9 protein-coding genes are annotated in these 13,729 nt (G+C 72.0%); 8 read left to right on the plus strand and 1 reads right to left on the minus strand.

Annotated elements, in window-relative coordinates; all coding sequences use genetic code 11:
• The first annotated feature begins 45 nt into the window (after positions 1 to 45).
• The 4 genes from ACR807_RS27475 to ACR807_RS27490 all read left to right on the plus strand — a co-directional run bounded on the left by ACR807_RS27475 (position 46) and on the right by ACR807_RS27490 (position 6,321).
• The gene (locus ACR807_RS27475; RefSeq protein WP_438924317.1) at positions 46 to 3,762 is read left to right on the plus strand and encodes an nSTAND1 domain-containing NTPase; all 3,717 of its coding nucleotides are present in this window, start codon (positions 46 to 48) and stop codon (positions 3,760 to 3,762) included.
• 116 nt (positions 3,763 to 3,878) lie between these two features.
• Positions 3,879 to 4,643 (plus strand): ABC transporter permease, encoded by a 765-nt coding sequence (locus ACR807_RS27480; RefSeq protein ID WP_438924326.1) that lies wholly within the window; start codon positions 3,879 to 3,881, stop codon positions 4,641 to 4,643.
• Complete coding sequence (locus tag ACR807_RS27485; protein WP_438924318.1) at positions 4,640 to 5,443, plus strand: ABC transporter permease; 804 nt, start codon at positions 4,640 to 4,642, stop codon at positions 5,441 to 5,443. The genes ACR807_RS27480 and ACR807_RS27485 overlap by 4 nt, the downstream gene beginning before the upstream one ends.
• Complete coding sequence (locus ACR807_RS27490; protein ID WP_438924319.1) at positions 5,440 to 6,321, plus strand: ABC transporter ATP-binding protein; 882 nt, start codon at positions 5,440 to 5,442, stop codon at positions 6,319 to 6,321. The genes ACR807_RS27485 and ACR807_RS27490 overlap by 4 nt, the downstream gene beginning before the upstream one ends.
• 538 nt (positions 6,322 to 6,859) lie before the next feature.
• Here ACR807_RS27490 and ACR807_RS27495 read toward each other — a convergent pair.
• The gene (locus ACR807_RS27495) at positions 6,860 to 8,107 is read right to left on the minus strand and encodes a 4-hydroxybenzoate 3-monooxygenase (RefSeq protein WP_438924320.1); all 1,248 of its coding nucleotides are present in this window, start codon (positions 8,105 to 8,107) and stop codon (positions 6,860 to 6,862) included.
• A gap of 142 nt (positions 8,108 to 8,249) precedes the next feature.
• Here ACR807_RS27495 and ACR807_RS27500 point away from each other — a divergent pair, with 142 nt between their 5' ends.
• The 4 genes from ACR807_RS27500 to ACR807_RS27515 all read left to right on the plus strand — a co-directional run.
• Entirely contained in the window at positions 8,250 to 9,278 is a 1,029-nt protein-coding gene (locus tag ACR807_RS27500; RefSeq protein WP_438924321.1) for an ABC transporter substrate-binding protein, read from the plus strand.
• Between the two features lie 260 nt (positions 9,279 to 9,538).
• Positions 9,539 to 12,685: a sensor histidine kinase gene (locus tag ACR807_RS27505; RefSeq protein ID WP_438924322.1), complete on the plus strand. Its 3,147-nt coding sequence runs from the start codon at positions 9,539 to 9,541 to the stop codon at positions 12,683 to 12,685.
• Positions 12,682 to 13,104 (plus strand): roadblock/LC7 domain-containing protein, encoded by a 423-nt coding sequence (locus ACR807_RS27510; protein WP_438924323.1) that lies wholly within the window; start codon positions 12,682 to 12,684, stop codon positions 13,102 to 13,104. Before ACR807_RS27505 ends, ACR807_RS27510 begins: the two co-directional genes overlap by 4 nt.
• Positions 13,105 to 13,148: 44 nt before the next feature.
• Positions 13,149 to 13,729 (plus strand): GTP-binding protein (locus ACR807_RS27515; protein ID WP_438924324.1); only part of this gene is annotated, 581 nt, incomplete at its 3' end.

The following is a 13,729-nucleotide window of genomic DNA, read 5'->3' on the forward strand; positions in this document are numbered from 1 at the left end:
AACAGCGTCTTCTGAACAATCGCTCCGGTCGAAGGGGGACCGGCGATGGCACGACGGGAGAGTCCGCTCCGCGAGGACTCGGGGGAGTTGGCGGAGTTCGCGGGGGCGCTGCGCAGGCTCCGGGTGACGGGTGGCGGTCTCACGTACCGCGAGTTGGGGCGCCGGGCGCACTACTCGGCGGCGGCCCTGTCGGAGGCCGCCAACGGGCGCAAGTTGCCCAGCCTGGCCGTGACGTTGGCCTACGTGCGGGCGTGCGGTGGGGACGCCGGCGAGTGGGAGGAGCGGTGGCGGGCGCTGGCTTCCCGGGCCGAGGCGCCGGCGCCGGTGGGTGCCGCGCCCTACGCGGGGTTGCGGGCGTTCCAGACGGGGGACGCCGACCGCTTCTTCGGGCGTGACCGGCTCGTCGACGAGCTGCTGGAGCTGGTCGACGAGCGGCGGTTCACCGGGGTGTTCGGCGCGTCGGGGGCGGGGAAGTCGTCGGTGCTGCGGGCCGGGGTGGTGGCCCGCTCGACGCGGCCCGCCGTGGTGCTCACGCCCGGTCCCCGGCCGATCGAGGAGCTGGCCGTGCAGGTGGCGGCGTTCACCGGGAAGTCCGCGACCGCGCTGGCCGCCGAGTTCGCCGCGTTCCCGGAGAACCCTCACCTGCGGGTCCGGCAGGCCCTCGTCGGTTCCGAGCACGACCTGCTGCTGGTGGTCGACCAGTTCGAGGAGGTCTTCACGCTGTGCCGGGACGCCCGGAAGCGGGACCTGTTCATCACCGCCCTGGTCGTCGCCGCCACCGCGCCCACCAGCCGCACGCGGGTGGTGCTGGGGGTGCGCGCCGACTTCCTCGGGCACTGCGGCAGCCACCCGGCGCTGGTGGAGGCGTTGCGCGGGGGCCAGGTGCTGGTGGGGCCGATGTCCACCGACGAGCTGCGGGACGCGATCGTGCAGCCCGCGGTCGCGGTGGGGGCGAAGGTGGAGAGCGCGCTGGTCGCCCGCCTGGTCGCGGACGCGGCCGGGTTGCCCGCGGTGCTGCCGCTGGTGTCGCACGCGCTGCTGGAGACGTGGCACCGCCGGCGCGGGGTGGCGTTGACGTTGGCCTCCTACGAGGAGGTCGGCGGGCTGGAGCACTCCATCGCGCGCAGCGCGGAGGCCGTCTACCAGGCGTTGCCGGAGGCGGACCGGGAGGTCGCGAAGCGGGTGTTCCTGCGGCTCATCGCGGTGGGGGAGGGGACGGAGGACACGAAGCGCCGGGTGCCGCGCGACGAGGTCGACCACCCCGGGGTGCTGTCCGCGCTGGCCGACGCCCGGCTGGTGGTCCTGGACAGCGGCACGGTGGAGCTGGCGCACGAGGCGCTGATCCACCGCTGGCCCCGGCTGCGGGACTGGATCGTGGAGGACCGGGCGGGGCTGCGGGTGCAGCGGCTGCTCGCCGGGGCGGTGCGGGAGTGGGAGGCGGTCGACCGGGACCCGGGCGCGCTGTACCGGGGGACGCGGCTGGCGCTCGCGCGGGAGTGGGCGGCGGGCAACGGGGCGTCGCTGACGGCCGCCGAGGTGCGGTTCCTCGCCGCGAGCGCCGCCGCGGAGGACGCGTCGCGCGCGGTGGAGCACCGGCGCACGCAGCGGTTGCGGCAGGCGGTGGGGCTGGTGTCGGTGCTGCTGCTGATCACCCTGGGCGCCCTGGGCTACGCGATCCAGGCGGAGCGGCGGGCGACGGACGCCCGCGTCGCCGTGCTGGCCCGGCAGGTCGTCGGCGAGGCGGACGCGCTGCGGGACGCCGACCCGGCGCTCGCCCTCCAGCTCGTGCTGGCCGCGCACCGGACGTCGCCGTCGGCGGAGACGCGGGACGCCCTGCACAACGCGTTCACCGAGCCCTTCTCCGCGGCGGTGCCGTCGGAGGGGGAGGTGGCGGTCAGCCCGGTTGACGCGCGGCTGGGCACGCTCGACCCCGACGCGCCCGGCGGCCCCGTGCTGTGGGACCTGACCGACCCCGCGCGCCCGGTGCGGGCCGGGACGTTCGAGGGGCACCGGGGGCGGGTGCTGTCGCTGGCGTTCGGACCGGACGGGCGGATCGCCGTCACCGGCGGCGAGGACGCGACGCTGCGGCTGTGGGACGTCACCGCGAGCGGTGGTCCGGAGCAGGTGGCGGAGCTGCCGAGCCCGGTCGGGACGCCGTCGCGGCTCGTGTTCAGCCCGGATGGCGAGTGGTTCGCCGTGGGGCGGCAGGACGGGTACCCGCTGCTGTTCCGGGCCGGTGACGAGCCGGGGCGCGGGCCGTGGCTGGCGGACGGATCGGCGCAGACGACGGGGGCCGCGGTGTTCGTCGACGGCGGCACGCTGGTCGCGGCGGGCGGGCCGGGGGGCGAGATCCAGGTGTGGGACGTGGCGGACCCTGGCGTGCGGCGCGTGCACACCGCCCACGGCGACTCGGTCCTGGCGGTGGCGGCCCTGCCCTCGCGGGCGCTGGTGGCCACGGCGGGCGCGGACCGCGTCGTGCGGCTGTGGGACTTCGCCGACCGGGCGCGACCGCGCGTGGTCTCGACGATCCAGGCGGGCGACGTGCCGCTGTCGGTGGCGTTCAGCCCGGACGGGCGCACGCTCGCCGTGGGCACGGCGGGCCGCGCGGTCGGCGTGTGGGACGTGACCGACGCGGCGGGCCCCGTGGCGCTGACCACGATCGGCGGGCAGCTCGGCGGGGTCGGGCAGGTGGGGTTCACCGCGGACGGCGCGACCCTGGTCGTCGGCGGGGACCGGGTGGCGCGGCTGGTGTCGTTGCGCGACCTGCCGCAAGCGTCACCGGCGGCGATCGCGTCGATCGCGCTCGACCGGGGGCGCCGCACGGCGGCGACGGTGGACGAGCGGGGCGTGCTGCGGCTGGCGGGGGTCGACGACTGGCGCGGGTTCGGCGGTGGCCGCGTGCTCGCCGCCCACCCGGAGCCGGTGGGCTCGGCGGTGCTCAGCCCGGACGGCCGGGTGCTCGTCACCGCGGGGGTCGGGGGGCCGGTGCGGGTGTGGCGGCTGCGCGACGACGGCGAGCCCGAACTGGCCGGCGAGGCGGGTGTCGGGTCGGCGGTGGCCTACGACCCGCGCGGCCGGTACTTCGCGGTCGGCTCCGCCGGTGGCGGCACCTACTTGTGGGACCCCGTGTCGATGCTCCGCACGGCGTCGTTCTCGGGCCGCTCCGGCCGGGACGACCCGGTGGACGCGCTCGCCTTCGACGCCTCCGGCGACCGGCTCCTGGTGTCCAAAGAGGACTGGCCGGCCGAGGTGTGGGACGTGGCGGGCGGGCAGCCGGAGCAGGTCGGCGAGGGTCCGGTGTTCGGGGCGCGGGTCGTGTCCGTCGGGTTCACCCCGGCCGAGGACCTCGTCGCGGTGCTCGACGACGGCACGGCGTCGTGGTGGGAGGCCGACCGGCCGGCCCGCTCCGCGGCGCCCCTGCGGCTCGTCGGCGGCGGGGCGACCGGGTTCGCGCTGGGGGAGCGGGGCCTCGCGGTCACCGGGACCGACGGCGGGGTGCGGCTGTTCGAGTGGGGCGCGGGCGGCTCGCCGACCCAGGTGACCGTGCTCGCCGGGCACGAGCAGCCGGTGACGGCGGCGGTGTTCGGCGCGGACGGGCGCTCGCTCGTCAGCGCCGGTGGGCGGGTCGTCCGATCGTGGGGGATCGACCTGGCGGAGGTGGAGCGGCGGATCTGCGCCGTGGCCCACCCGCGGATCACCGAGGCGCGGTGGCGCGAGCACTTCCAGGACCTCGACCACAGACCGCCCTGCGGCGGTCCCTGACGCGAATCGCAAGATCACATCGTGAAGTTTTCCCGCCACTCATTGTGGCGAACCGATTCACTCTCTAGATTGAGCCGGGTTGGCTGGGGTTGATCAACTGGGAAGAGGCGTTGCGCGTGCGTGCGCTCACCCGAGGACTGCTCGGTGTGGCCGGGTTCCTCGTCGTCTGGGAGCTGTTCGGCCGGTCGAGGCTGGTTCCCCCGGAGTACCTTCCGCCGCCGTCGGTAGTAGCGGTGGAACTCGTGGAGTTGTTGGGTGATGAGTCCTTCCTGCGGGACGTCCTCGCGACGGTCCTCGCGCTCCTCATCGCCGTGGCGCTGTCGGTCGGCATAGCCGTCCCGCTCGGGCTGGTGCTGGGCTCCGTCCCCTCGGTGCGCCACGCCACCCGCGCGGTGGTCGAGTTCCTGCGGCCGATCCCGTCGGTCGCGCTGATCCCGCTGGCGATCGTGCTGCTGGGGATCGGGCCGGAGACCAAGATCTCCCTCGCCGTGTACGCGGCGATCTGGCCCATCCTGTTCAACACGATCTACGCGCTCGACGAGCTGGACCCCCTGCTCGTGGAGACGGCCAGGGTGTTCGGCTCCGGCCGGGTCCGGGTGCTGTTCTCCGTGGCGCTGCCCAGCGCCCTGCCGTTCGTCCTGACGGGCATCCGGCTCGCCGCCACCACCGGCCTGGTGGTGCTGGTGAGCGTGGAGCTGCTCGCGGGCGGGTCCGGGGGCCTGGGCGAGTTCATCATGAACGCCCGCAGCGGCGCGGGCCGGATGGACCTGGTCCTCGCCGGGACCGTGGTCGCGGGTGTGATCGGCTACCTCGTCAACGAGGGGCTGGAGCGGGCGCAGCGCCGCTGGGTCGGCTGGAGCGCGGTCGGAGGTCGGTCGTGAACCGGTTCGTGCAGCGCTGGGGCGTGTTCGTGGGCCTCGTCGTGGTCTGGGAGCTCGCCACCTGGTACGCGGACGACCCGTTCTTCCCGCGTCCCACGGTCATCGCGGAGTCCATGTGGGAGCTGTGGCTCTCCGGCACGGCGGACACGCTGTTCCTCACCGACACGGTGTTCGAGCACGTGCTGCCGAGCATCGGGCGGCTCCTGGCCGGGTGGGCGATGGCCGCCGTCATCGGCATCTCGCTCGGCGTCGCCCTGGGCCGGTCGGACCGGGGCATGCAGTACGCGGGTCCCCTGCTGACGTTCATGCGCTCGATCCCGCCGCCGGCGCTGGTGCCGGTGTTCCTGCTCGTGTTCAGCGTCGGCACCCAGATGCAGCTCGCCACGATCGTCTTCGGCGTGCTGTGGCCGATCCTGCTCAACAGCATCGACGGCGCCCGCTCCGTCGACGCGACGAAGTTCGAAACCTCGGCGGTGTTCCGCATCCCCAAGCCCCAGTGGGTCCTCGGCGTGGTCCTGCCCTCCGCGGCGCCGAAGATCTTCGCCGGGCTGCGGGTTTCCCTGTCGCTGTCCTTGGTGCTCATGGTGGTGTCCGAACTGGTCGGCACCGACAACGGGATCGGGTCGCAACTCCTCGTCGCACAGCGGGAGTTCGACTTCCCCGACATGTGGGCCGGGATCATCCTCCTGGGTGTCCTCGGCTACGCCCTCAACACCGTGCTCCTCGCGTTCGAGCGCAAGGCCCTTGCGTGGCAACCGAAGCAGGAGCGCACCCCCGCGACGGTGGAGGAAAAAGTATGACCGCGATGCTCGAAGTGGCCGACCTCGGCCACACCTACCAGGCCAAGGACGGCGCGCACACCGCGATCGCCGGCCTCACGTTCACCGTCGGCGCAGGCGAGCTGGTCTGCGTCGTCGGCCCGTCCGGCTGCGGCAAGTCCACGCTGCTGCGCACCATCTCGGGCCTGATCCGCCCCACCAAGGGCGACATCAGCCTGCACGGCAACCAGGTCAAGGGCGTGCCCGACGACCTCGCCGTGGTGTTCCAGGACTACAGCCGCTCGCTGTTCCCGTGGCTGACGGTGCAGAAGAACGTGGAGTTCCCGCTGCGCCGCACCCTCGGCCGGGCCGAGCGCAAGGCCCGCGCGGCCGAGGCCCTGGAGTGGGTCGGCCTGTCCGGCGCCCAGCGCAAGTACCCGTGGCAGCTGTCCGGCGGCATGCAGCAGCGCGTGGCCATCGCCCGCGCCCTGGCCTACCGGCCGGCCCTGCTGCTGATGGACGAGCCGTTCGCCTCGGTGGACGCGCAGACCCGGTTCGAGCTGGAGGACCTGCTGCTCAAGGTCCGCACCGAGCACGACACCACGGTCCTCGTGGTGACGCACGACATCGACGAGAGCGTCTACCTGGGCGACCGCATCCTGGTGCTGTCGACCTCGCCCGCGTCGGTGGTGGCGGACCTCAAGGTCGACCTGCCCGCGCAGCGCGACCAGATCACCACCCGCGAGTCCGACGAGTTCGTCGCCCTGCGGGCGGAGGTGGCGCGCCTGCTGAACGTCGGCAAGACCTCGCGGGTGATCCGCTCGCGCCGCACCGCCGACGACGGGCAGGCCGCCAGGTGGGCCGAGGCGGAGCGGGCCGAGGCGTCGCGCGTCGAGGCCGAGGAGCGCGCTACGACGTGAAAAGTCTTCGCGTAGCGTAGGGACACACAGCGGCGGGCGATCCGCGGCGCACAGGGCCTCTCAGAGGCCGCGCCGGGGGTCGCCCGTTGTCGTGCGCGGCTTTCCCGCGCGGTTCGGCGGTCATTTCCGGCCGAGCCGGCGGAGGTATTTCGACGGAGGTCGTTCACAACGATTCGACATCATTCGGTTTGGCCGGCCGACGGCCCGGCGATCACGCAGGGTGGTTTGTGCGTGGGGTTCCACCCATTGTTTCGTGCATGACGACCCGCGGTGCGCGCCCGCGCCGGGTGGGCGCGGGGCGGTCGCTTCCGCCGGAACGGCGAAAATAGGCGACGAATACATCCGGCGCGGGTCGGCGCCGGGCGGGCGAAATAACAGCCGGGGCGACGGGGAAACGGTCGCGAAATAGTTTTCGCGATCCTCCCGCACTCCGGTCGGTGACTCTTCCCGGTGTGCTCCCGGAGAACGGGCGGTGCTATCGCCGCCGGGTTTTCCGGAATCGTGCGGCGACGCTGCCGCTAATCGACGGTCGTTCTTCTCAGGGCCCCACGTAGTTTTGCGCGAAGTACCCCGCGGAGGACCTGGAGCCGATCAGGTGCTCCAGCCGGGCCTGCCCCAAACGGCTCAGGAACGGCTCCGGCGAGCGGTGGATCATGAAGACCATCCACTGGGAGAACTCCTGCGCACGCCAGACCCTGCGCAGGCACACCTCGGAGTACGAACGGAGGCCGCTGTCGTCCCCCGTTCGGTGGTAGGAGGCGATGGCGCCCGCCAGCACCTCGGCGTCGTGCAGGGCGAGGTTCATCCCCTTGGCGCCCACCGGCGTGATGATGTGCGCGGCGTCCCCCAGCAGGTAGAGGTTGCCGTGGTTCATCGGTTCCACCACGTGGCTGCGCATGTCCAGGATGCGCTTCTCGACGATGGGGCCCTCGGTCAGCTTCCAGTCGGAGTCCTTGAGCGCCAACCGCTTGTGCAGCTCCGCCCACACCCGCTCGTCCGGCCAGTTGTCCACGGTGTCGTCCACCGGGACCTGGAGGTAGTAGCGCGAAACGGTGGAACTGCGGAGCATGTGCCCCGCGAATCCGTCCGGGTGAAGCGCGTAAATCACCTTGTGGGTGGACGGCGGGGCCTCGGCCAGGACGCTCAGCCACTCGATGCCGTGCTGGTGGCTGAACTCCTGGACCGCCCCGGCCGGGATGCTCCGCCTGCTCACGCCGTGGAACCCGTCCGCGCCGGCGATGAACGAGCAGTCGAGCCGCTCCCGCGTCCCGTCGGCGTTCGTCCAGGTCAGGGACGGTTCCGGGCTCTCGACGTCGTGCAGTTCGACGTCCCGGACCGACCAGCGGACCTCGCCGCCGCGCTCGTCCGCGTAATGCCGGACGAGGTCCCGCACGACTTCCTGCTGCGGGTAGATGTAGTGCGTCTGGCCGTCGTACAGGGTGGAGTAGTCCACCTCGTGCGCATGCCCGTTCACGCGGAATTCGCAGGCGCCGTGCCGATCGGCCTCTCGGAGCAACCGGTCGGCCAGCCCGTGCTCGGTCAACATCTGCACCGCGCGGTGCTCCAGGACCCCGGCGCGGGGCCTGGCCTCGATGTACTCGCGGGTGCCTTTTTCCAGCACAACGCAGGGAATTCCCGCCTCGTGCAGGAGGTTCCCCAAGGTCAATCCCGCCGGGCCCGCGCCGACGATGCCCACGGCACGCCGGTTGCTCTGTACGGCCCATTCCGGGTCAAGATCACTCACTGCACTCCCCAACCTCTGGACAGCCTGTGCAAAGATGCTCACCGAAGGTAGTGGATCAGCCTTCGAGTGTCGGTCGACCGGGTCATGCCGAACCGCTCAGATCACTTTGAGTGGTTCAACGACGTCCCCGTCGATCGTGCATCCTGCCCCCGCAAAGTCGTCACTCCAACAGGAGATGCCCCCCATGACTCGAAGAGTCGGCCTCTCGGCTCGAAGGATCTTCGGTGTTCTGTCCGCCGTCACCCTGCTCGCCTCCGTGTCCGCCTGTGGCGCGCTCGGCGGCAGCAGCGGCAGCGAGGACAAGCCCACCGAGGCCGCAGCTCCGGGCAAGGTCGAGAAGGCCAAGATCACCCTTGGCCTGATCCCCGTCCTCGACGTCGCGTCCGTCCACGTCGCGATCCAGAAGCGCTACTTCCAGGATGAGGGCCTGGAGGTCGAGGTCAAGACCATCCAGGGTGGCGCCGCGGCCATCCCGGGCCTGATCGACGGCTCGCTGGACATCACCTTCGGCAACTGGGTCTCGTTCTTCCTCGCCGAGTCCAAGGGCGCCGCGAAGGGCGTCGACGGCCTCAAGCTGGTCAGCGACGGCTACCAGGCCAAGCCCGAGATGTTCCTGATCCTGTCCAAGTCGGACTCGGCCGTGAAGTCCCCCAAGGACCTCGAGGGCAAGACGATCGCGATCAACACCTTCAAGAACATCGCCGAGCTGACCGCGAAGGCCACGTTGGAAGCCAACAACGTGGACGTGTCCAAGGTGACGTTCAAGGAGTTCCCGTTCCCCGACATGGAGGCCGCGGTGCAGAACGGCACCGTCGACGCCGCCTTCATGGTGGAGCCCTTCATCAGCAAGGCGCAGCGGGTCAGCGGCCAGATCACCGTGCTCGACGCGGCGTCCGGCCCCACGGACGGCATCCCGATCGCGGGCTACGGCACGACCGGCAAGTTCGCCAAGGAGAACCCCAACACGGTGAAGGCGTTCCAGCGCGCCATGGCCAAGGGCCAGCGCGACGCCGCCGACCGCCCCACGGTCGAGCCGCTGCTGGTGGAGTACGCCAAGGTGGACAAGGAAACCGCTGGTCTGGTCCACTTCGGTGAGTACCCGACGACGCTCGACGCCACCCGGTTGCAGCGGGTCTCGAACCTGATGCGAACCTACGGGCTGCTCGAGAAGGACTTCGACGTCAAGCCGATGCTGGTCAGCTCAGAGGGCTGACCCCCGCGGGGGGAGCCCGGTCGTCGGGCTCCCCCTCGGGTGTTCCCCGTTCGGGTCCGAGGCGTGAAATAGCTGTGAACACCGGTTAGCGATCGTTTAGCGCGTCCCGCCGTGGCCGCGCGACAATGGTTGATTTGCCAACTACCGGACACCTCGTCCGTTCGGCGGTATGACTCCGGGCTTTTTTCCACCAAGATCGCCCGGGTTTGCAGAGAAGTGTTGTTTCATCACTGGCTGGGGGGCTGGGGAGTGTGCTGACGGTGCGCGGTCACGACGACCACGCCTCCGGGAGAGATCCGGAGCGGATTCAACTCGACACGGGTGCCGCGGAGAGCGGGCCACCCGACTCGGGTCCCAGCACGGGCGCGGTTCCCGCCGCCGACCGGGGTGTGTCCCGGTGGCGCCTGCGGAACTGGCGCCTGCGCAGCAAGCTCGCCGTGGTGCTCCTGGTACCCGCGCTGAGCACGCTGACCCTCGCGGGGCTGCGGCTGAACACACAGCTCGACGACGTCGAGCTGTTCGGCAAGGTCCAGCGGGAGCTCCAGCTGTCCGCACAGGCCGCCGCGGTCTCCGACGCGCTCCAGCTGGAGCGCGACGCCGCGGTGTGGTTCGTGGCGGGCGGGCGCGGCGAAGGCGCCGGGGAGTACGTCACGCGTTCCGGCAAGGTCGACAGCGAGGTCGGTCGCTTCCGCGAGGTGCAGGCGACGACCAGCGGCGTCGACCCCGCGGTGGACCAGGCGTACGACAAGGCGCTGCAGTCCCTCGACGGCCTGCTCGCCCTGCGCAACACGGTGTCCAACAGCAGGTACCCCGACATCTCGGTCCACACCGCGTACAACCAGGTGCTGGCCACGCTGGCGCAGGTGCACCGCGCGACGTCGAGCAGCCTCAGCGACGGGACGCTGACACCGCTCGCGGGCGCCAACTTCGCGCTGTACAGCGCGAAGGAGCAGCTGTCGCAGCAGAACTCGATCATGCTGTCCGCCGCGCAGCGCGGCGAGTTCGCGCCCGGCCAGCTCAACGCGCTGCGCGCCGCGCAGTCCCGGTTGGACGCCGCGCTGTCGGACTTCGCGAGCGTCGCGAGCCAGGACAACCGCCAGCTGCTGTCGGACACCGTGTCCGGCCCCGCGGTGGACGGTCGCAACCGGCTCGTGCAGCTCTCGCAGGTGCAGCAGAGCGAGTCCGACGAGGTCGCGATCAACGACGCGGAGGTCATGCGCGTCGGCGAGGAGACCGCGGCGCTGCTGCGCACCGTCACCCGCGACATCGAGGGCCAGGCCGACCGGGCCGCGATCGAGGCGACCGAGACGGCCCGCGCGGCCGCCTGGCGCGACGCGGCGCTGGTCGCCGTCGCCCTGGTCATCGCGTTCGCCCTCATGGCCTTCGTCGCCCGCTCGATGCTGACGCCGCTGCGCGTCCTGCGCCGCACGGCGCTCGACGTGGCCCGCAACCGCCTGCCCGACGCGATCAAGCGCATCCGGACGCACCGCGACCCGGAACGCGCCGCGGAGGAGGCGCTGGTGCCGGTGCCGATCCACACCACCGAAGAGGTCGGCCAGGTGGCCCGCGCGTTCGACGCCGTGCAGCGCGAGGCCGTCCGCCTCGCCGTCGAGCAGGTGGCGCTGCGCGCGAACGTCAACGACATGTTCATCAACCTCTCGCGGCGCTCGCAGGCGCTCGTCGAGCGGCAGATCACCGTGATCGACCGGCTGGAGCAGGACGAGCAGGACCCCGACCAGCTGGCCAGCCTCTTCGAGCTGGACCACCTGGCGACCCAGATGCGCCGCAACAGCGAGAACCTGCTGGTGCTCTCCGGCACCACGGTCAACCGCCGCGTCACCCGGCCCGTGCCGATCTCCGAGGTGCTCGGCGCCGCGGTGTCCGAGGTCGAGAAGTACGCCCGCATCCAGATCGCGCCCGCGCCCGAGATGCGCGTGCAGGGCCGCGTGGTCAACGACCTCGCGCACCTCATCGCCGAGCTGCTCGACAACGCGACCGCGTTCTCCAAGCCCACCACCAAGGTCACGGTGCGGGCGATCGAGACCCGCCGCGGCGAGGTGTCCATCCGCATCCACGACCGCGGCGTCGGCATGCAGGAGCAGGACATCGTCGAGGCCAACACCAAGCTCGCCGACCCGCCCGAGGTCGACGTGTCGGTGGCCCGCGAGATGGGCCTGTACGTGGTCGGCCAGCTGGCCAAGCGCCACGAGATCCGGGTCACGCTGAGCAACAACGACGACATAGAGGGTGGGGTCACGGCCCAGGTCGTCCTCCCGGTCGGCCTGCTGCACCGGGGACCCGAACCCATCGCCGCGAAGCCCGCGCCGCTGGCACTGCCCGCGCGCCAGGCCAACCCGGACGTCGAGACCAGCGGTGTCGGCGTGCTCGCCGGCGTGCCCAAGTGGACGCCGGACGCCGCACCCGACGGGTACGCCCCGCCGGACGCGACGCCCGCGCCGTTCCCGGTGGTGCAGACGCACACCGCCGAACCCAACGGCTTCTTCGAGGTGGAGCGGACGCCCACGTCCGACCTGTTCACCGCGACGGTCACCGAGACGGTCCCGCCGCCCGGCGAGGGCGTGCCCGACTACTCCTACCCGCCCGGTGCGCCCCGGTCCGCCTCCGCGCCCCCGCCCCCGCCGCCGGTGATCGAGGAGGACGACGCCTCGACCCAGCGCCTGCCGATCTACGAGGACGTCCTGTCGCGCTGGTTCCAGGGCGGCGAGGCCGCCGACGCGCCCGTGCACGTCCAGGGCGACCTCAACGGCGGCCACAGCGGTGGCCGCGACGGCGGTCACGACGGCGGGCACGCCGCGCCGCCGGAGACCGCGGCCGAGAAGACGATGTTCGCCGACCGGGTGGACCTGGTCGGCGACGGGGACGGCGGCGCGTCGGAGAGGACCGTCTACGCCCAGCGCGTGGACCCGGCCGACGTCGACCGCGCCCCCGCGCCCATCGCCAAGCCCGTCCCGCCCGCCCCGAAGGGCTCCACGCCCGCGGGTCTGCCCAAGCGCGAGCCCGCGCCGTCGGCGATCCCCACGTCGGGCACCCCGGGCTGGGGCGCGGCGGACGACGGGTGGTCGACGGCCACCAACACCCTGAAGGCTCCCGTGGACGACACCACCACCGCGGGTCTGCCCAAGCGCGTCCCCAAGGCGCGTTTGGTGCCCGGATCGCTCACCGCGCCCTCCCCCCGGGCATCGTCCCCGGCGGCCCAGCCGTCGGCGAACGGCTCCGCGTCCACCGGTGTGGCGACCGCGCTGTCGCGCCGGTCCGCGGACCGGTTGCGGCAGCGCTTCGCGACCTACCAGCGAGGTGTGCAGCTGGGTCGCGAGTCCGGCGACGAAGCCGGGATGCCCTGGGAGGGCTTGTCGTTCGGCAACGCAGACAACAAGGAGCAGAAGTGACCTCCGCAGCCGAAGAACTGGACAACTTCAGTTGGCTGGTCGACGACTTCGTCAGCCGGGTCGCGGGCGTGGCGCACGCCATCGTCGTCTCGGCGGACGGCCTGTTGCTCGCGTCCTCGGACCGCCTCCCGGTCGACCGCGCCGAGCAGCTCGCGGCCGTCTCGTCGGGGCTGGTCAGCCTGAACCTCGGGGCCGCGCGCTGCTTCGAGGCCGGTGACGTCAAGCAGACCGTCGTGGAGATGGAACGGGGCTACCTGTTCCTCATGTCCATCAGCGACGGGTCCTGCCTGGCCGTGCTGGCCGCCCCCAACTGCGACATCGGCCTCATCGGCTACGCCATGACGCGACTGGTCGAACGGGTCGGCATCCAGCTGACCCCGGAGATCCGGTCGCAGCTCCACGTCGCGATGCGCAACTGAGCCCCACCCGGCGATCGTCCTACTACTAGGGAAAGCAGAGCAACATGAGCGGTCGCGCTCCCGGGCAGCCGGGGTCACCCCCGGCGGCGAGCCTGTCCGTCACGTCGACCAAGATCGTGGTGGCGGGCGGGTTCGGTGTCGGCAAGACGACCTTCGTCGGCTCGGTGTCGGAGATCGTGCCGCTGACCACCGAGGCGGTGATGACCGAGGCCAGCGTCGGCGTGGACGACCTGTCGAGCACGCCGAACAAGATGACCACCACGGTGGCCATGGACTTCGGCCGCGTCTCGCTCGACAGCGACCTGATCCTCTACCTGTTCGGCACCCCCGGCCAGCACCGCTTCTGGTTCATGTGGGACGACCTGGTGCGGGGCGCCATCGGCGCGGTCGTGCTGGTCGACACCCGCAGGCTGTCCGACGCGTTCGCCTCGATCGACTTCTTCGAGGACCGCGAACTGCCGTACGTGGTGGGCGTGAACTGCTTCGACGGCCTGCTGCACCACCGCATCGAGGACATCCGGGAGGCGCTGACGATCGACCAGTCGGTGCCGATCGTCCCCTGCGACGCGCGCAACCGGCAGTCCACGAAGCAGACGCTGATCACGCTGGTGCAGCACGCCATGCG

Origin of the sequence: Saccharothrix sabaoui, from assembly GCF_051756985.1 — a bacterium.
Lineage (GTDB): Bacteria > Actinomycetota > Actinomycetes > Mycobacteriales > Pseudonocardiaceae > Actinosynnema.